16 protein-coding genes and 1 tRNA gene are annotated in these 18,565 nt (G+C 30.3%); 13 read left to right on the forward strand and 4 right to left on the reverse strand.

The features are described from left to right. The first annotated feature begins 8 nt into the window (after positions 1 to 8). Both PUD86_08250 and PUD86_08255 read left to right on the forward strand, forming a co-directional pair. The gene (locus tag PUD86_08250) at positions 9 to 1,196 is read left to right on the forward strand and encodes a hypothetical protein (GenBank protein ID MDD6777270.1); all 1,188 of its coding nucleotides are present in this window, start codon (positions 9 to 11) and stop codon (positions 1,194 to 1,196) included. Positions 1,197 to 1,224: 28 nt separating this feature from the next. Continuing rightward, positions 1,225 to 1,878: an NTP transferase domain-containing protein gene (locus PUD86_08255; protein ID MDD6777271.1), complete on the forward strand. Its 654-nt coding sequence runs from the start codon at positions 1,225 to 1,227 to the stop codon at positions 1,876 to 1,878. On the opposite strand, the gene PUD86_08260 is transcribed toward PUD86_08255, so the two are convergent. The 3 genes from PUD86_08260 to PUD86_08270 are packed head-to-tail and all read right to left on the reverse strand — an operon-like array spanning position 1,870 to position 6,256. Continuing rightward, the gene (locus PUD86_08260; GenBank protein ID MDD6777272.1) at positions 1,870 to 2,544 is read right to left on the reverse strand and encodes a DUF169 domain-containing protein; all 675 of its coding nucleotides are present in this window, start codon (positions 2,542 to 2,544) and stop codon (positions 1,870 to 1,872) included. The genes PUD86_08255 and PUD86_08260 overlap by 9 nt on opposite strands. A 26-nt stretch (positions 2,545 to 2,570) precedes the next feature. Continuing rightward, on the reverse strand, positions 2,571 to 3,806 hold the full coding sequence (locus tag PUD86_08265) for a PD-(D/E)XK nuclease family protein (GenBank protein ID MDD6777273.1): 1,236 nt from the start codon (positions 3,804 to 3,806) through the stop codon (positions 2,571 to 2,573). Between the two features lie 11 nt (positions 3,807 to 3,817). Beyond that, positions 3,818 to 6,256: a DEAD/DEAH box helicase gene (locus PUD86_08270; protein MDD6777274.1), complete on the reverse strand. Its 2,439-nt coding sequence runs from the start codon at positions 6,254 to 6,256 to the stop codon at positions 3,818 to 3,820. Between the two features lie 153 nt (positions 6,257 to 6,409). Between PUD86_08270 and PUD86_08275 the strand changes: the two genes are divergently transcribed. Continuing rightward, positions 6,410 to 9,277, forward strand: a complete 2,868-nt coding sequence (locus PUD86_08275; protein MDD6777275.1) for a DEAD/DEAH box helicase — start codon at positions 6,410 to 6,412, stop codon at positions 9,275 to 9,277. On the opposite strand, the gene PUD86_08280 is transcribed toward PUD86_08275, so the two are convergent. Beyond that, positions 9,278 to 10,417: an aldo/keto reductase gene (locus PUD86_08280; GenBank protein ID MDD6777276.1), complete on the reverse strand. Its 1,140-nt coding sequence runs from the start codon at positions 10,415 to 10,417 to the stop codon at positions 9,278 to 9,280. It lies immediately after the preceding gene. Positions 10,418 to 10,544: 127 nt separating this feature from the next. On the opposite strand from PUD86_08280, the gene hypA reads away from it, so the two are divergent. The 10 genes from hypA (at position 10,545) to PUD86_08330 (ending at position 18,535) form a co-directional block, all read left to right on the forward strand. Then, entirely contained in the window at positions 10,545 to 10,922 is a 378-nt protein-coding gene (hypA, locus tag PUD86_08285; protein MDD6777277.1) for a hydrogenase maturation nickel metallochaperone HypA, read from the forward strand. An 18-nt stretch (positions 10,923 to 10,940) separates the two neighbouring features. Then, positions 10,941 to 11,591: a hydrogenase nickel incorporation protein HypB gene (gene hypB / locus PUD86_08290; GenBank protein ID MDD6777278.1), complete on the forward strand. Its 651-nt coding sequence runs from the start codon at positions 10,941 to 10,943 to the stop codon at positions 11,589 to 11,591. A gap of 17 nt (positions 11,592 to 11,608) precedes the next feature. After that, the gene (locus PUD86_08295; protein ID MDD6777279.1) at positions 11,609 to 12,640 is read left to right on the forward strand and encodes a DUF354 domain-containing protein; all 1,032 of its coding nucleotides are present in this window, start codon (positions 11,609 to 11,611) and stop codon (positions 12,638 to 12,640) included. Positions 12,641 to 12,695: 55 nt separating this feature from the next. Then, positions 12,696 to 12,768: transfer RNA gene (locus PUD86_08300), tRNA-Ala, on the forward strand. Positions 12,769 to 12,806: 38 nt separating this feature from the next. Continuing rightward, entirely contained in the window at positions 12,807 to 13,889 is a 1,083-nt protein-coding gene (locus tag PUD86_08305) for a hypothetical protein (GenBank protein ID MDD6777280.1), read from the forward strand. A 12-nt stretch (positions 13,890 to 13,901) separates the two neighbouring features. After that, positions 13,902 to 14,360 carry a DUF1890 domain-containing protein gene (locus PUD86_08310; protein ID MDD6777281.1) on the forward strand — a complete coding sequence of 153 codons (459 nt, stop codon included), beginning with the start codon at positions 13,902 to 13,904 and terminating at the stop codon, positions 14,358 to 14,360. Continuing rightward, entirely contained in the window at positions 14,361 to 14,675 is a 315-nt protein-coding gene (locus PUD86_08315; protein ID MDD6777282.1) for a DUF1894 domain-containing protein, read from the forward strand. Beyond that, positions 14,672 to 15,616 carry a methionine synthase gene (locus PUD86_08320; GenBank protein MDD6777283.1) on the forward strand — a complete coding sequence of 315 codons (945 nt, stop codon included), beginning with the start codon at positions 14,672 to 14,674 and terminating at the stop codon, positions 15,614 to 15,616. Before PUD86_08315 ends, PUD86_08320 begins: the two co-directional genes overlap by 4 nt. Positions 15,617 to 15,662: 46 nt before the next feature. Continuing rightward, positions 15,663 to 16,394 (forward strand): NAD(P)H-dependent oxidoreductase, encoded by a 732-nt coding sequence (locus tag PUD86_08325; protein MDD6777284.1) that lies wholly within the window; start codon positions 15,663 to 15,665, stop codon positions 16,392 to 16,394. Between the two features lie 149 nt (positions 16,395 to 16,543). Beyond that, the gene (locus PUD86_08330; GenBank protein ID MDD6777285.1) at positions 16,544 to 18,535 is read left to right on the forward strand and encodes a hypothetical protein; all 1,992 of its coding nucleotides are present in this window, start codon (positions 16,544 to 16,546) and stop codon (positions 18,533 to 18,535) included. Positions 18,536 to 18,565 lie beyond the last annotated feature (30 nt).

Below are 18,565 nucleotides of genomic sequence, written 5' to 3' on the forward strand. Positions count from 1 at the left end.
TGTATTAAATGAGTAGAAGTTGGAGAAAAATTTCACTTACAATAATTTTATCATTGGCAATTTTAAGTATAGTATTTGCTGCATTGGGAGCAGCATCTAATGTTTCTTATAATGCTCATGGTATTGCTGAAGAATATAAACTTCCTATTGGTCAATCAATGTTTGAAAATCAATCTATTTTAGGTCAAAGAGAACCAATTACTGTTCCATTTATATCTAATGTTGGATTTTTAGCTCATCAAATTCAAGCATTAGATATTCAAGGGATAATATTAACATTAAATACTGGTATGGTTCCATTTGATTTTTCAACTATCTCTGGTGAGGGTATTGATTCATACGGTAATGTAGTTAATGTTAAAGGACCTGGATTTTTAACCTATGAAGGTGACAAGTTAGTTGTAAAATCACCTGATCATTATGTATGGGGTTACAGTGCTCCTTATAAATGGTTGGTTAAAACAGAAACTGGAGTAGATGTTGTAGAAAATGGTACTGTAATAAAATCTGTACCTGCAGAAGAAATTAAAAACTTAGAATATAAAAATGACTATTATAATGCAAGTACTATTGCATCATGGTATAATCATGATTCAGCTGTAGATGCTACATTTACTTTAGAAAAAGGAATGAGTGGATTTTCTGATGGAAGAAACAATATCAGTGCTTCTGATGTACCAAAAATATTTGGTCAGGATGTTGTAGATTATGCTTCTGAATATCCAACTGGTTCTCCAATTTTATTATACTCTGGAAATTATACTGAAGAAGCTGGTGAAGCATATTCAACTTACCTTGGTTCTCACCCAGAATATGGTGATGGAATTAGAGAAATAAACGCAAGACAATTTGTTTTTGCATGGAACGGAACTGTAATCCCACCTAACTCAACTTCAAGCGGTAAAGACTATGTTTACTTTGAATCTGCTAGTGATTCAAATGCACCTGGTGGAAGTGCATCCCATGGTGTATGTCCTCCTGCTAGAACATTAAGAGCAGCTGTTACTGCTGAAGGTTTCGATTTACCTGTTGGTATGTGCTGGGATGAAGATGCAGTTTTATTCGGATATAACCCTGCACAAGGAATCTATGTAACAAATAACCATGATTATCCAGTAAAAATCAACATGTGGACTGAAGGTGAAGGTACTGGAATGGCAATTTACTGTCAAATTGTAAGATATGTTCCAACTTAAGGAGCTTATCTTTATTTTTTCTTTTTTTATGTCAATTTCAACTATTATTACTGCAGCTGGAAAGAATTCCAGAATGAGAAAAGATTTAATTTCTCGTAACTTAGAATTAAAAAATAAACTTGTTTTACCATTTGAAGATAAAACTGTTATAGAGACAACTATTGATAATGCATTATCTGCAAATGTAGATGAATGTATTGTTGTACTTGGTCACTATGCATCCGAAATAAAAGAAGCTATTTTTGATAATTATGATGGTTTAGTTAAATTTATCACTAATGATCCAGTTGATGTAGGTTTATCAGTATCACTTTACAATGGTTTATCAAATATCGATTCTGATTTTGCATTATGTATAACTGCAGACCAACCTACTGTGTCAAGTGAAACATTCAATAAATTAATTGAAGTAAGTCAGGATGCACAAGATCCATTTCACACAATTTCTATTTTAAGAAGAAGAAAAACAGGCTTATTGGATACAGCTGAAGGATTAGGTATGCCTTTTATTGCTCCACGCTTAAATTTAATGAAATACTTAGAAAACGAAAATGATAACCTAAATCCTATCTTAAGAAAAATATTTGCTGATGGTTATACATTTTATGGAATAAAAGAAAAAAATGAAAAAGAGTTACTAAATATCAATCATTACGATGATTATTTAGCATTATTAGATTGATTCTAAACCAGAAATGACTTCTTCGATTTTAGCTTTACTAATACCAACGGTCATTTCATTATCTTTAATGTTTGCTGCTTTTCTAGAACCGTCACAGCCTAAAGTGAAATTAACATCTTCATTAATGTATGGATTTGAAAATGCATCTCCGCATAATGACTGAATTCCTGCAAATGAAGGTTTAATTTTCTCACCAGTTTTATAAACAATACTTTGAGCAAGTTTCATTCCACCAACAGGTTCACAGATAACTTGAATTACATCTGCTTCAAAATCAGCTTCATCTAAAGGAGCATAAACGATTGCCCAGTGAATATCTTTGATAATTGAAAGATCTGCAGTTAATTTTTTTGCAGTTTCTAAATCTTGGAATCTTCCTAAAGAGAAATATTTCTCACCGTTAGCTAATTTTTCAGGCATATCTCTTAGTCCAATAGCTCCTGCTCCACCTAAACATAACTGTTGTTCAAGTGTAGAGTAAAAAGAGTCTCCAAGTGATGCTTTTCTAACCATTTCGCAGTGTCTAATTTTTTCATCAATTAATTCAATGCCTTCAGGTAAATCCTCTTCACTTTTAATTAACTTAATTGCAACAGGTTTTGCATCAAGGTCAATTTTACTTTCAATTACTTCACAATATTTTTTGTTTGTATCTAAATTAGTCATAATAATCCCTTATATTATCGTTTGTATTATGGAATTTTAAAGTTTTTTGTATTAACAGTGTTATTTTTACAGAATGTTTTAAAATCACAAGCAGAACAGGTTCTTTCGTCTGAATCACCTTTCCAAGCGTCCTGAATTTTAGATCCTTTCATTTCTTTAATCATTGATTCTTCAATATCTGCAACAACACTATCAAATTTTAATAAAGCTTCATTTCTTGCATCTTCATTAACATTTATAATTCTAATAGATCTGTTCTGTTTAAAGCCATTGCTTAATTCTGGTGCTTTTTCATCTTCCTGCCAGTTATTAATTAAATCAATGTCTTTATCATATTCATATCCAACGTCTGTCAAACCAGTATTCAATTCTTCTTTAATTAAAACTAAATCCTCTTTTGACGGAACTAATTCATTTAAATAAAATATAATTCCAGCAATTATTGGCTTTGAAGATTCCTGTTGTGATCTAAGCCATGAATAAGTTAAAATCTGCTGTTTATGTGTTTCCCAGCTATTTTCAACTTTAGAATTATTAACTTCAACTGGGGGTCTTTTCATTCCTTTATAATCAATAATTATTTCATATTCATCTTCATCATCAAATTCAGCAAGTTTTTTTTGAAATTCTTTGTCTTTTTTAAGATATTGGAGAATTTTATTATCAAAATTGTCCAGATTGCTTTGTTCAACTGTTTTATTGATTTTAAGAGAAGTTAATACATCAACTACACCATTAATACCATAATAGTTTGAACGGCTATGATTTTCATCATAATTAGGCATTTTTCTTATACCTTTAATCAAATGTTCTGATGAATCAATTAACGGAAATAAATCCTTTCCCCAAATGTTAATAGCTTTTTCTGCTCTTGCACTTGCTAATTTCTTATGGTCATGTTCATTTAAATCATCAATAGTCCATTCTTCATCTGGCTGATTGTGAATACTGAAAAATAAATCTTCATCGTGGGAATATAATCCTCTAACCTGCAGTCTTAAATCAATTAAGTCTTCAATTGGTCTTATGTCCTTTTTCCAGTCCCAAGGGAATTGTGTGTTATTTTCATTCCATTGAATATATGCTTCTTCAATTACACCGTGAATAAATTCACCAAACCATCTTTGAACTGGCTTTGAAGGAGGTAGTGTTCCTTTATTTTGATATCTGTATTGTAAATTACATGTTAAATAAGATAATAAATCTCCAGTTACACTATATTCTGGAATCATGTATGATTTTGATCTTGATGGTAGTTTCATGCTAATACCTCCTAAATTAAGTAAATCTCTTTAAATCCAATATAGTTTTCATCTCTGCTCCATCCAAGAGCAACATTTGGAATTTTAAAGTAGTCATTTTTTTGTACATATCCCTCAATAGCTGAATTTAAACCAATTAAAATCAATACTTTCTCTGCTCTTGAAAATGCAACAAAATAACGTCTTGTTAAATCATCAAAGGATTTATCTTTTTCACTACGTTTGCTTTGACCTAATTCACTATATTTTCTAATTCTCTCTTCAAGGGTAAGTTCATTTTTAACTAATTTCGGGAATCTCAAATTCTGGGTTTTAATATTATTTTTATTAAATTTAGATCCCACATCTACAATTACCAATGGAAACTCCAATCCTTTTGACTGGTGAATGGATAATACGTTGATTCTATTATCTGGTAGTGTTTCAAGTAGTGTTTCATCAATTTTAACTCCTCCTGAAGAAATTGGTATGAAAATATTCCAAATAGCTTCAAGAATTGATTCATTTTCCTGTTTTTTATTTTTAAATGAAATATTTGAGTGATATTCATTAAAAAATCCAGTTTGAGTAATTGACTGAGTAATAGCTTCTAAATATACAATACCTTCAACATCTTCTTGTAATTCTTCAATCCATGTTGTTATTTTATATGCAAGTTCCATTAAACTGGCACTTTTAGGCCACATGTCTTGTCCTTTTGGTTGTCTAAGCTGCCAATGCATTACAAAATCAGATAATGTAATTGGTTCGTGAGGTTCAGGATTTAATTTAATGAAATCTCTGGCTTTCACTCTCCACCTATTCATATTAACATTTGCCATTTTTGGTATTGTTTTATCTGAGTTTTGCACTTCTCCAGCAGGATCAATACACTCAAGCATTAAACCGCAAAAAATACTTACAACATGTATATCTTGAAGTTCAATTCCTCTTGGATTAAATACTTCAATAGGATTTCTTAATTTCTTGAGATTTTTTCTTAAAAAACTTAAAAATGTTGGTTGACCATGTGTTGTTTCTTTTGGGGAAAATGATAAAATTGCAATATCTGATGCTGAACCGTATTCTCCATCAAGTTTAAGTCTTATCTCATCAACCTCTTTTCCTGCTTTAATATTTTCTTCATTTATTTGCTGAAACTTTGCAATATCCAAAGGTTCATTCACCTTTTTGAAAAATTCTTCATTTAAAATCTTAAGAACTTTTAATTTTGCTTCTCCTTTATTTACAAGCTGGTCAATTAATTTAGCTACATCTTTTGCAAGCATTTTAGGATTATTTCTAAACATTCCTAAAATAGGCATTTTATCGTTCTCAAAATCAGGTGCAATAATTTTAGGCTTGTTTTCAACTCTTGCATTTTGATATTCCTTGTCAAGTTCTGCAAACTGATTACAATGGTCAATAATATTTTCTGTTGAACGGTAATTTGTTCTTAAATTGATTTCTTCAACATCTATACCTAGTTTTTCATGAATACGCTTTTGATAATTAGTAAATAAGTCAACTGTTGCTCCTCTAAATCTGTAAAGGGACTGATCATCATCACCTACAACAGTTATGTTACCATTATTTTCCAATGCAGATTTTGCAATTGTAAAGTAGATTTCTTCCTGGAGAAGGTTAGTGTCTTGATATTCATCAATTAATACAATTTTTATTTCGTCTAAAAAAGTTTCTAAGTCTTTATTTTTTAATTTGGCGAGAAACTCAGATTCTAGCATTGTAAAATCAATAGTATTTCTTGTTTGTAGGGTGTTTTCATATTCTTTAATACAATCAAGTGCAATGCGAGCCCCACTTCCATCTTCTGTTTTATTATATAATTCATTGAAGTCTACTTTATCATAATAAATTCTATTTTTAATTTCAAGCAGTACTTCACTTATTTTAGATGGTTCTGTGAGTTTTTCACTGCCACTTACTTCTTTTAAGTATTCAACAAGCTTTTTGTTTCGATACTTTTCGTCTTCAATGAGGATTTTAATCATTGCAGATGTTGCTACAAAACCTTCAATAACAACGGACTGATTTTCACCAGGTTTTTTATACTCTCTGAGTAATTCTTCTGCAATACTGTCAGTTGTACCAATTTTAATCTGATTAAAATCAATTTTTATAATTTTTGTGATGGTATTAAAATCATCTGTTGTATCCAGAATATGATTTTTTATGGTATCTCCCCAACCTAAAATCCTGGAATACAATTCATCAGCCGCTTTTCTTGTAAATGTTGTTGCTAAAATTCTATTTGGTTCAATATCATCTACAAAAATATATTTTAGCAATTTAAGTACCATTACTGTTGTTTTTCCAGACCCTGGTCCTGCAACAATAAATAATGATTTATCACATGGTGCAATAACAGCATTTCTTTGATCAATATTTGAAGAAATATCTCTTTTAAGTATATTGACCACTATATCCTCAAATTCTTCATATGAAATCATATTTTCCCTCAAATTTAATATAATTTAATTTATGTTTTTTGCATATTATAAAATAATGTTAAGAGCATTTGAAAAGTAAATAGTGAATACTCGAATTATTTAAATATTATTTTGATTAAAATATAATTATTAATTTTAATTTTAGCTGGTATTATGTCTGAGATAAACAATATAGATATGTTCAAAAATGATGTGAGATTTAGAGAAAACATCGCACATATTGAAACAATACCTGCTAAAAAGGCTAGTTTTAAAAAAGTTGATGATTTAAACGAAAAGATTGTTGAATATCTTGATTCAAAGGACATAAAATTATATGAACATCAATCTGAGACATATGAAGCAATTAAAAATGGTGAAAATGTAATTATTACAACACCTACTGCATCAGGAAAAACATTGGCTTTTAATTTACCGATAATGGAGACCATGGTTGAGGATAAGGATGCAACAGCACTTTATATTTATCCTGCTAAAGCTCTATCCAACGATCAGTTACATGTTTTGGAAAATCTTGAAAAAGAACTGGATATTGATATAGATCCAAAGACCTATGACGGTGATACTCCAAGAACACAAAAAAGAGGAATTCGTGAAAACTCAAGAATTGTTCTAACAAATCCATATCAGTTGCATTTAATATTGTCCTGGCACCACCAATGGTCAAGATTTTACAAAAACCTCAGATATATTGTAATTGATGAATCTCATTACTATAAAGGAGTATTTGGTTCAAATGTTGCATTTTTAATTAAAAGATTAAAAAGAATAGCTAACTTTTACGGCTCTTATCCACAATTTATTTTATCTTCTGCAACACTTGCTAATCCATTGGAATTGGCTAACAGATTAACTGGTGAAGAATTTGTATTGGTGGACAATGATACATCTCCTAGTGGTGAGAAAGACTTTATTTTATACAATCCTTTCCAGAATTATGTTAGAAATAAGGCGTACACTCAAAATGCACCTTCCATACATATGGAAACTGAAAATATCTTTATGTACATGATGCTTAAAAACATCCAAACATTATGTTTTACTGTTTCAAGAAAAACCACTGAATTAATTGCAATGTGGGCTAAAAAGGACATGACTCAGGTTAAAGGAAAACTGGCTCATAGGATTGCAGCATACAGAGCAGGTTATCATCCAGAAGAGAGACGTGAAATTGAAGAAGGTCTTAAAAGTGGAAAATACCTTGGAGTTACATGTACAAATGCATTGGAGCTTGGAATAGATATCGGATCACTTGATGCTGTTATTATTTCAGGATATCCCGGAACTATGATTTCAACATGGCAGCAATCTGGAAGAGCAGGTAGAAGCAGCCAAAAATCAATAGCTGTATTAATTGCTTTTGAAAATCAGCTAGATCAGTATTTCATGAACAATCCTAAGTTTTTCTTTGATAAACCTCATGAAAACGCAATTATTGACTTGTCAAATCCTATTTTACAGGAAGCTCATTTATTATGTGCTGCAAAAGAATTGCCTCTTAAAAGAGGAGAGTCAGAAAAATACTTTGGAGTTTCTCAGGATGTTATAGATGAACTTGTATCTAAAAAGGATTTATATGAAAATCACCGTGGAGATTTCATGTATCCATATGATGACAATCCTGCAATGGACCATTCATTAGATCAGGTTTCATCAGAAGAATTCAAAGTAATGGTTAATGGAAGATTACTTGAAACAATGGAACGTTCTCAGGTTTATCGTGAAGCTCATGAAGGAGCTATATTAATCAATAAAGGGGATACATATGTTGTAGACAGTGTTAATCTTAAAAAAGGTTATGTAAATGTATCCAAAGAAACAATTGATTATCATACTATGGTTTTAAACAAAACTGAAACCAATATCAAAAAGAAATTATCAAAAACAAAATATGGTGATTTATTAATTCACTTTGGAGAACTTACTGTTAGTGAAGATTATTACAAATACAAGAAAATGCATTTCTCAAAACCAATGGGAACATTTCCACTTGATTTACCACCATTAACATTCAATACTAAAGGATTATGGTTTACAATACCAAAAGAAGTTAAAGATACTCTAAAAGACATGTTTCCTAATGATGAAGAAGTATTTGAAGGTGGACTTCACGGTGTTGAACATGCTTTAATTGGACTTTTCCCACTTCATACAATGTGTGACAGATTTGATATTGGTGGTCTTTCAACAAATTATCACGAAGACACACAGGAAGCTACAATTTTCATTTATGACGGATATGAAGGTGGTATTGGAATTACAGAAAAAGCAGTTGATGTTTTTGTTGATTTATTAAACTCAACCATTGATTTATTAAACAACTGTAAATGTAAAAAAGGATGTCCTTCATGTATTTATTCTCCTAAATGTGGAAATGATAATAAACCTCTTCACAAAGGAGCAACCAAATATATCCTGGAATACATGAAAAAACTAATTTCTAATGATTTTGCAGGTAAAAAAGAAGAAATAATTGAAGTTGAAGCAGAAATTGTTGAAACTGGTGAATTTGGTGAAGCATATAATTTATATAAATCCGGAGATTATTCATCTTCAAAAGATATTTTAAATAATATTTTATCAAATGATAAAAAACATGTAAAAGCACTAGCTTTAATGGCTCAGATATTGTATAATCAAGATCAAAAAGACATCGCACTTCTTTTTACTAAAAAAGCATTAGCTATTGATAAATCAAATGAAATGGCAAATGAACTTGAAGTACTTTTAACAAAAAAGAGCGAAGTTGAAAGTGAAACACAATTGTCAAGTCTTGATGATGTGGAAGTATTATTTGAGGAAGCATATGATTTATTTAATCAGGGTGATTTGGACTCAGCACTACCTATTTTAGAAAAATTACTTGATTTTGACTCAAGGCATTCTGAAGCTTTAGCATTAATGGGATTGATTCATTATCATTCCGGTTTTTTCCCAAAAGCAGTTGAATATTATAGAATGGCTATAAAAATAAATAAACATGGTGAAATGGTTAATGAATTGAAAATGAGAGTTTCCTAATTATTTGTATGGGGAAAATCCATTTTCAAAGTGTTCAATAGCTTCTTCCAATACACTTGGAATATCGATTTGCTGAGTACAATAGTCTATACATGAACCGCAGAAGGTACATTCACTAGCAGCAACCTTCTCATCAGCTATTTTTTCAAAGTACAATTTATAAATATTGGATTCAGGCTGGTTTTTACTTGTATTGTACAAACTCAAGTATTCTGGAATTGGTATCATTTCAGGACAGGAATCTACACAGTATCCGCATTCACTGCATGCAACAGCAAGTTTACTTGCAAGTTTTTGAGCCATTTTTTCTAAAAATTCTTCTTCTGTTTTATCTATTGGTTTAAAATTCTCATAGGTATCACAGTTATCAATTAAATCTTCCATTTTATTCATACCACTTAATACTATTTTTACATTATCAAGTGATGCGCAAAATCTTATTGCAAGACTTGCTATTGATTTATCCGGATTAAACTCTTTAAAATCATTTTTAATATCTTCTGGAGGATTTACAATAACTCCACCTTTTAACGGTTCCATTACATAAACATCTAAACCATATTCAACACATAAGTCATAGCATTTATGTGCTTCAATTGATGAATCTTCCCAGTCAAGATAGTTAAGTTCCAATAAAACAACATCAAACATGTCACCGTATTCTTCAAGAAATTCTTTTAATAAATCTGCCTTTTCATGAAAACTAAATCCAATTTTACGTGCAATGCCATCTTCCTTCATTTTTTTAACATATTCAAAGGTATTTGCATTAATTGCATTTTTAAGCCATGGTGTGTTAATATTATGAACTAAAAATACATCAAAATATGTTATTCCAAGTCTTTCAAGCATTTCATTAACAAATTTATCATTGTCCTTTTCATTTGTTAATAACCATGTTGGCATTTTATCGCAAATTTCAAATGATTCACGTGGATATCTCTCAACTAATGCTTTTCTAATGGCTGTTTCACTTGTACCGTCATGATATGCATAGGATGTATCAAAAAAATTAAATCCTTTTTCCATGTATAAATCAACCATTTGTGTAAATAATTCCTGATTTACTGATGTTGGGTCATTATCGTCAGTTGTTGGAAGTCTCATACATCCAAAACCGAATTTAGATTTGTAGGTCATAATTTTATCTCCATATGATTTAGGTAAAACTTAATATATATTATTAAAATCAATATTTAAATAAATTACATAGTTTTATTAATTAACAAAACTATACTTATAATATTAATGTTTAAGGAGTAGTAAAATGCATGAATTATCTATGGCTCAAGGCATAATTAATGCAGTATTAGATACTGCAAATGAAAATAATGCTACTGAAGTTAATGAAGTTACAATTGAAGTTGGAAGATTAGCTATGATTAATCCAGAACAACTACAATTTATTTTAGGTGTTTTAATTGAAAATACTATAATGGAAGATGCTAAAATCAATTTTAATGAAATTCCAGTAGAAATGGAATGTTATGATTGTAATTTCAAGGGTGAAGCTATACTAGATGATAGTGATCATTATGCACCTCTTGTTAAATGCCCTGAATGTGATAGTCTTAAAGTAGAAGTATTAAATGGAAAAGACATCATTGTTAAAAATATTGTTATAGAAAAGCCTGATGATGCTTAAGATTAAGGAGGAAGAAATATGCACCAAGTCGCTGATGTAGAAGTTGCAAAAAATATTATGGATGCTAATAAAAGATTAGCAGATAAAAACTTAAAAAATTTAGATGATAAAAACATTTTCTGTGTTGATTTTGTAGGAGCAATCGGTTCTGGTAAAACAACACTTGTAGAAGAAATTATTGATAATACTGATTACAAAATAGGTGTTCTTGCAGGAGATGTAATCTCAAAATTCGATGCAGGACGTATAGAAAAACATGAAGTTCCTGTTGTTGGTTTAAACACTGGAAAAGAATGTCATTTAGATGCACACCTTGTAGGTCACGGACTTGCAGATTTACCATTAGATGACTTAGATATGGTAATTATTGAAAATGTAGGAAACTTAATCTGTCCTGTTGACTTTGAACTTGGTTCCCATTTAAGAATCGTCGTTGTAAGTGTTACTGAAGGTGACGACACTGTAGAAAAACACCCAATCATTTTCCAAACCTCAGATGTTGTTGTAATCAACAAAGTTGATTTGGCAGATGCTGTTGGTGCAGATGCAGACAAAATGGTTGCTGATGCTAAAAAATTAAATCCTAATATTAAAATTATTAAATCCAGCCTTAAACAAGGTATTGGATTAGATGAAATTATTGGAGCTATTGAAGAAGCTATGAACTAAATTTATTTGGTGGTTTTATGAAAGTATGGATAGATATCTCAAATGCACCTCATGTAAGATTTTTTAAAGACGTTATTAAATATTTAGAAGCTGAAGGTGAGGATGTAATTGTTACAGCAAGGCAATTTGGTGATATCCATAAGTTAATGGAAATGTATGATATTGATTTCATTTCTGTTGGTAAACATGGTGTAAGCCTTTATGATAAATTAAAAGAGAGTACTTCAAGAGTATATAATCTTGTTGATGTTATACATGATGAAAAAGTAGATGTTGCACTTAGTAAACACTCTATTGAACTTCCTAGAATCAGTTTTGGTTTAGGAATTCCAAGTTTATATGTTCTTGACAATGAGCATGCATTAGCTGCTAATAAATTGACTCTCCCGTTATGTGACAGGATTATTACACCACAGATTATTGACATGTGGAAACTAATGAAATTCGGTGCAGATCCAAACTCCATTATCTCATATAATGGAACTTCAGAATTAATGCACTTTAAAGATTTCCAATATAATGACAATATCTTTGATGATTTAAACCTTAACTTAACTCATCCTAAAACCATCTTAATGAGACCTGAACCTTCTTTAGCATCTTACTTGGATGCTGACTGCAGCAAATCAGTTCTCTCTCCAATTGTTGATGAATTAAAAGATTTTGCTAATATTTTAATTCTTCCAAGATTTAAAGAACAGGCTAGGATTTTTGAAGGTATTGAAGGTGTTTCAATCTTAAAACCACCAGTAGATACTTCAAATATTATCAAAAAATGTGATTTGGTCATTGGTGCTGGAGGTACAATGAACAGAGAAGCTGCAATCTTGCAAACTCCTGTTATTTCATGTTATCCTGGAGAAACATTATCTGTTGATCAATATTACATTGATAAAGGCTTAATGTATCGTTCTCAGGATACTGATGAAGTTATTCATAAGGCATTAGAATTTATAGTCAATCCTCACAAGCAAATTGACCTTAAAACTGATGACTTATTCCAAATTATAATAGATAATTTATATGATTTAGCTAAAAATGGTAAATAGTTATATAATACTAATTTTAAATATTTAATATGAATTATTTATTCATTTATTTATTGGGCTGGTAGCTCAGATGGTAGATCGTCGCCTTGGCATGGCGGAGGCCCCGGGTTCAAATCCCGGTCAGTCCACTTAATTTTTTAAAATAAAAGAAAATTGTGATTATAATATGTTGTTAATTGCTCAAAACCATTTACAATTAATTGTTGAAGTAGGAGTAATGTTATTTGTATCATTAGTCTTCTGTCTCAACTTAATTCCGTTGTCACTTAGTATTGTAACCTTCTTATCCTTGTTTTTAATGGGAGGTTTAACACTCTTATTTGGTGCGGATATTGCGCTTCTTGTCTTGTTTTCAAGTCAAGCAGAATTTACACACCCATTTGGACCAATTGCATTACTTGGTACTGTAACAGCACTTGCTTCACTGAAGGTAATGTCGGAATCAGGTGTAGATATTAGGCCACTTAGAAGATTTGTTATCTTATTCTTAGGTGGAATCACTGTATTTGGTGGATTAATGCACAGATCATTTTTACTTTTATGGTTATTAGGATTATTCTTAGGATACTTAATGATTTCCAAATCCTTCAGAGAAAAATCTGTATTTACTTTAAAAAGAGTTATGATGTTCGTTGGTGCAGCAGGTGTAGGTTTTGTATTCCTTGAAGTTCTTGCTCGTGTAACTGGTATGACAATTTTCTCACCACTTTTAAGGATTGGTAGGATTGAACAATACTCCTTATCCAGTATTAAAATGGTATTAAACAACATTCAATTAATAGGACATAATGCACAGGCTTCATACTGGGGAGCAGATGGAACTGCATTTGCAGAAGGTTATATCTCTTTACCTATGCAATTAATCTTATTATTCGGATTACCATTCCCAGTGTTCTTTGGTGTTCTTGTAAACCAAAAAGATACAATCGATTACATGCTTCCAGGTATATTCGGTTGGGGATTCGACTTTGGAATATTAGGTCTTATAGGATTAATGGTATTCGTACTTGGAACTATCCTCATTGGATTTAAAGTATTAAAAATGTACAGACAAAAAAGAGAGAAAAACAATAAAAAATACTTAGGAAGAGAAGTATTATTAACAGGTGCATTAGCAGCATTCTGTTCACAAGCATTAATCGGATTATTCATCTTTAACAGATCCATCAACGGTATGGCATTGTTAACATTTATATTCTTAGGCACATTGATTTTAGCTAATGTTGTCTCATTAAAAACAAGATCATAAAGAGGTATTTGAATGAAAGCTTTAATTTTACTCGGATGTCCTGAAATTCCAGCACAAACTCCAATGGCAGTTTATGCTTCTAATAAATTAACAAAAATGGGTTATGATACAACAATTGCAGCTAATCCTGCAGCATCAAAATTAGTAAGAATATCTGACCCTGAAGAATTATATAACCTTAATTTAGTTGATTTGGAAAGAACTTTAGGCGAAATCAACGAAGGAGATTATGATTTACTTGTTGGTTTTGTACATAAAGATGCAGCAGCTTCATTTTTCGTAACATTTGACCAAATTCTCAATACAAAATCCCTTGCATTAGTATTCTCAAGAGATATGGATGAAATTGAAGAATTCGTCTCTATGATTGAAGAAAGTGGAAGCAATGCTTTAATTGCAGCTGTAAGAGCATTCCATAATCCTTCACCAATTAAAGTTAAATTTGATAAAGCTATCAAGGAGTTTGAATAAATGTCATTTTGTTTAGATACTTATCTTCAACAATCAGATGATTATGAAATCCACGCTTCAAAAGCAGGATTTAAAGATTGTGCAATGATTATTAGATTCAAAGCAGATGAATTAGTTTACATTAAACCTGGTGATGAAGTTTTAGGTGTTAGAGTTATTGGCATTCCACCAATCCCAATTGGATTTGATAAAACAAAAGGAACTGTATTTTTACCATACACCAAACCTTGTCATGGAACATCTGTTGTTGAGCTTCCAATCAATGAAGAAGAAGTTGAAAAGATTAAAAAACTTGATACTGGTAATAAAAAATGAAATCTACAGTTGTAGGTAGCTTTCCGGCCAAGGAAAGTTCACCATCTAATTTTAAAGATAAATTATTAAATACATTAGGAATGTATGACCCATTTAAAGAAGCTATTAAAAATAGTGTAATAGCTCAACTTGATGCTGGTGTTGATATAATTTCAGACGGCCAAGTTAGAGGAGACATGGTTTCTATTTTTACTAAATATATTCCTGGAATGAAAATTGAAGACGGAAATACTGTAATTGTATCTAAAATAAGAAATCCAACTCAGGAAATCTCAATTAAGGATATGAAATATGCAAAAAAAGTAATGAGTGATTATTATGGTGGTAAAATTCCTGAGGGTAATGGAATAAAAGGAATTATTACAGGACCAAATACTATTATTCATTCTTCCAGAATTGAATCTTTTTACAAAAACAAAGAAGATGCTATCCTTGATTTGGCACACAGTTTAAAATGTGAAGTTGATGCAATAGTTAACAAAGTAGATCCAGTTTACATTCAAATTGATGAACCGTTCCTTTCAACTGGAATGGTAGATATGAAAACTGCAAAAGAATCTATTGATATCATTCAGGATGGATTAGAAGTACCATTAGGTATGCATGTATGTGGTATTTTATCTGATGCATTCAAAGATTTAGCTAAATTCAATATTGATATTTTAGATATGGAATTTGCAGGAAATAATGTCAACCTTGATGTTCTTAAAGAAAATGCATCTTTACTTGGCAATAAAAAAGTAGGATTTGGATGTGTTGATTCATCAGTTAATACTGTAGATGACATTAAAGATATTGATGAATTGGTAAGTTGTGCTATTGAAATTGTCGGAAAAGACAATATCATTTTAGATCCTGACTGCGGTCTTAGAAGAGCTTCAAACGATGTTGCTTTTGACAAATTAAGATTAATGAACGAAATTAAAGATAAATACAGTTAATTAATCTGTATTTTTACTCTATTTTTTTAAATGGCTTGGCAATTAAATGAATTATCTAATTATTAACGGTTCACCAAGAAAGAAAATCACATATAGTGTTATAAAACAGGCAATTAGTAATTTTGATGGGAATTTTGAAGAAATCCACTTGGCTAAAGAAAAAATTCCAATGTGTAATGGCTGTTATAAATGTATTATGGAGGGTGAAGAGTATTGTCCTCACTATGATATAATTAATCCAATTATGGATAAAATACGCAAATGTGATGGAATTATTATTGGTTCTCCTGTTTATTCAATGAATGTAACAGCTCTTTTAAAAAATTTCTTTGATCATACTGCTTATTTATATCACAGGCCTCAGTTTTTTACTAAAAAAGCTCTTGTAGTTGTTACAACTGCTGGTGCAGGTCAAAAAAAGGTTGCTGATTATATTGATGAGAATTTAAAATATTGGGGAGTAAATAATATCTATAAACTTCATTTTGCATGTGGTGGAAAAGATTCACTTGAGAAAGATAAAATCAATAAAACAGCAAAAAAATTTGCTCGTGATGTTGAATCAAAGAAAATGCATTCTCCTAAATTTTCTAATATCATATCTTATAATGTATGGAGGGCAATGGCATGTTGTGATGATCCAATTCCTGCAGATAAAAAATATTGGTTTGATTCACAATTGGTTAGTCAGGAATTTGCCCCTGAAGTTAAATTAAACATCTTTAAAAAGTTGTTTTCTAAGTTTGTATTTTTCTTTTTTAGAAAAGTTTTCAAATAAATTTTCTTTTTTTATCAATTAAATATTAATAGGATGCTTTATTAAATATATGATTAGTAAAGTATATTTAATAATTTATTAATATTATTTTACTTATTTTATTAAATTTACTTTACAATTATTAAAATAGTAAAGAATGAGGATTTTATATGAAGAAAATTTTTGTATTTTTAATACTTTTATTATTAAGTATAAGCGTAGTTTCTGCCGTATCTGATAATGCAACTATGTGTAGTGCTTCAAATAGTGATTGTATTGATTTAAAATCCGATTCTTCTTATGTTTATGATTCTCAATTGCTTGGCGCTGAATCAAAAGCAACAGATAATATTATTATCAACCAAAGAAATTATAAAATGTATTTTGATGATAATAATGTTTTAAAAAAGGATTATAATGGCAAAGTTTTAACTTTCCAGGGTTCTTTTGTAGATAAAGGCGTTTTTACAATTGATGGTGAAAATACCAAAATAACTGGGAAAAATACATTATTTAACAATACAGTCTTTAATATTAAAGCAAATGGTGTAATGTTAACTAATTTAAACTTTGTTTTGAATAAAGAGTTCTCTAACAATGAATTTGCAGGTATATTAATTAATGCAGATAACGTTACTGTTTATAATGTTGCACTTAATTATACTGTACCTAAAAACTGCACAGGATTTGGAATTTATTCAAACGGATTAGATAAAGATTTATCTGATGTTAAATTGGTTAATAATACAGTTTATATGTATGGTAATGCATTACATGAAGGATATAATTATGGGGTTGTTTTAATTAATACACGTGATGCTATTGTATCTGGCAATAAAATTAACTGTTCTTTGCCTTTAAGACCTGTTGATTGGATGGCTGAGATATATGGTGGTATATCAATGGAAGCTGTTACAGGTTTTGCAGCAGACTCCTGTTTTAATTTAAGACTCTTCAATAATGATATCTACTGTGAAGTTAATGGTGTTGCTCTTGGAGAACCTACTTTGGATGCTGTAATTATCTATGCATGTCATAATTCAACAATAGAGCACAATACAATCACTCAAAGAGATTACATCACTAAAAAAGGTGAAGTTAATTACTTATATGGTTTAGATGTGTTTTTATGTAATAATGTTATAATTTATGGCAATACTATTGATATTTACACTACTGGGGGTAAAGAAGCTCATGGTACTGCTTATCCAATTCAAGTAACTGGGCAGGCTGAAAATATCACTATTGCATTTAATAGACTTACTAGTTTTAGTAACGGTCCAAACATTGGTATTTACTCACAAAATTACTATGGAATTACTCAACTTGAGATTATTAGTAATTTTATCAATGTTACTGGATTTGCTAGTAAACATCAATGGGCGTTAGTTGCAGGTATTGAATTACAAGACTCAAACGATGTTGTATTTAACAACACAATCATTGTCAGTACTGTAAATAAATTTGAAAAAGGTTTCAATGTTTATGGTGTGAGTTATTCTCAAACTACAAATGGAGACCATAAATACAATATTCAGTACAATAATGTAACTGTCAACGGTGATTATGCTGTTGCTCTTAAAGGAGGCAGTGGATCAACAGTTACAGATTCAATTGTTGCAAATAATATCCTAAATGCAAATAATTATGGTGGAAATCGAGTTGTAACTATTTCAGGTGGAAGCAATAATGTTATTGTAAATAACACTGATGGTTCTAAACCTGTAGCTGTAATGGATGTTGATAAATATTCTGATTCATTGAAATCTTATTTAAATAGTCCATTTAAGGGTACTGGATTGTCATTAGGTTGGTTAAATTCAGATTCTGCTTCTAATGGTATTTCTTCCAATAATACTAATGCTAATGATGTAATTGGGAATAATCCTAATAACAGTAGTTCTCAATCAACCAAGGGACAATTAAACTCAACTCATTATGCATATGGTTCATCTGGTATTTCTATTGCTAGTGCTTCTTCAGCTTCTGCTGGTGGAAATGGTATTCTTGCTGGTAATGATCAACAAAAATCCTATGAAGTTAGTAAAAAAATAGATAATAGCAAAGATGAATTCAATTTAAGGTTTATTATTTGTGTCCTGTTTATTATAGCATTATTAGTTGTAGGATATAAAGCAAAAAGAACAAAAGAAGAATATTAAATAGTTTTGTTAAAACAAGTGTGAATACTT

The sequence above is a fragment of the Methanobacteriaceae archaeon genome, assembly GCA_029219465.1.
Lineage (GTDB): Archaea > Methanobacteriota > Methanobacteria > Methanobacteriales > Methanobacteriaceae > Methanocatella.

Bases quoted from the DNA above. Each gene is read 5' to 3' on its own strand.
- PUD86_08305 (MDD6777280.1), top strand. From the start codon at position 12,807: ATGTTGTTAATTGCTCAAAACCATTTACAATTAATTGTTGAAGTAGGA.
- PUD86_08315 (MDD6777282.1), top strand. From the start codon at position 14,361: ATGTCATTTTGTTTAGATACTTATCTTCAACAATCAGATGATTATGAA.
- PUD86_08255 (MDD6777271.1), top strand. From the start codon at position 1,225: ATGTCAATTTCAACTATTATTACTGCAGCTGGAAAGAATTCCAGAATG.
- PUD86_08260 (MDD6777272.1), bottom strand. From the start codon at position 2,544: ATGACTAATTTAGATACAAACAAAAAATATTGTGAAGTAATTGAAAGT.
- PUD86_08325 (MDD6777284.1), top strand. From the start codon at position 15,663: ATGAATTATCTAATTATTAACGGTTCACCAAGAAAGAAAATCACATAT.
- PUD86_08280 (MDD6777276.1), bottom strand. From the start codon at position 10,417: ATGACCTACAAATCTAAATTCGGTTTTGGATGTATGAGACTTCCAACA.
- PUD86_08265 (MDD6777273.1), bottom strand. From the start codon at position 3,806: ATGAAACTACCATCAAGATCAAAATCATACATGATTCCAGAATATAGT.
- PUD86_08310 (MDD6777281.1), top strand. From the start codon at position 13,902: ATGAAAGCTTTAATTTTACTCGGATGTCCTGAAATTCCAGCACAAACT.
- PUD86_08320 (MDD6777283.1), top strand. From the start codon at position 14,672: ATGAAATCTACAGTTGTAGGTAGCTTTCCGGCCAAGGAAAGTTCACCA.
- PUD86_08250 (MDD6777270.1), top strand. From the start codon at position 9: ATGAGTAGAAGTTGGAGAAAAATTTCACTTACAATAATTTTATCATTG.
- PUD86_08295 (MDD6777279.1), top strand. From the start codon at position 11,609: ATGAAAGTATGGATAGATATCTCAAATGCACCTCATGTAAGATTTTTT.
- PUD86_08330 (MDD6777285.1), top strand. From the start codon at position 16,544: ATGAAGAAAATTTTTGTATTTTTAATACTTTTATTATTAAGTATAAGC.
- hypA (MDD6777277.1), top strand. From the start codon at position 10,545: ATGCATGAATTATCTATGGCTCAAGGCATAATTAATGCAGTATTAGAT.
- PUD86_08270 (MDD6777274.1), bottom strand. From the start codon at position 6,256: ATGATTTCATATGAAGAATTTGAGGATATAGTGGTCAATATACTTAAA.
- PUD86_08275 (MDD6777275.1), top strand. From the start codon at position 6,410: ATGTCTGAGATAAACAATATAGATATGTTCAAAAATGATGTGAGATTT.
- hypB (MDD6777278.1), top strand. From the start codon at position 10,941: ATGCACCAAGTCGCTGATGTAGAAGTTGCAAAAAATATTATGGATGCT.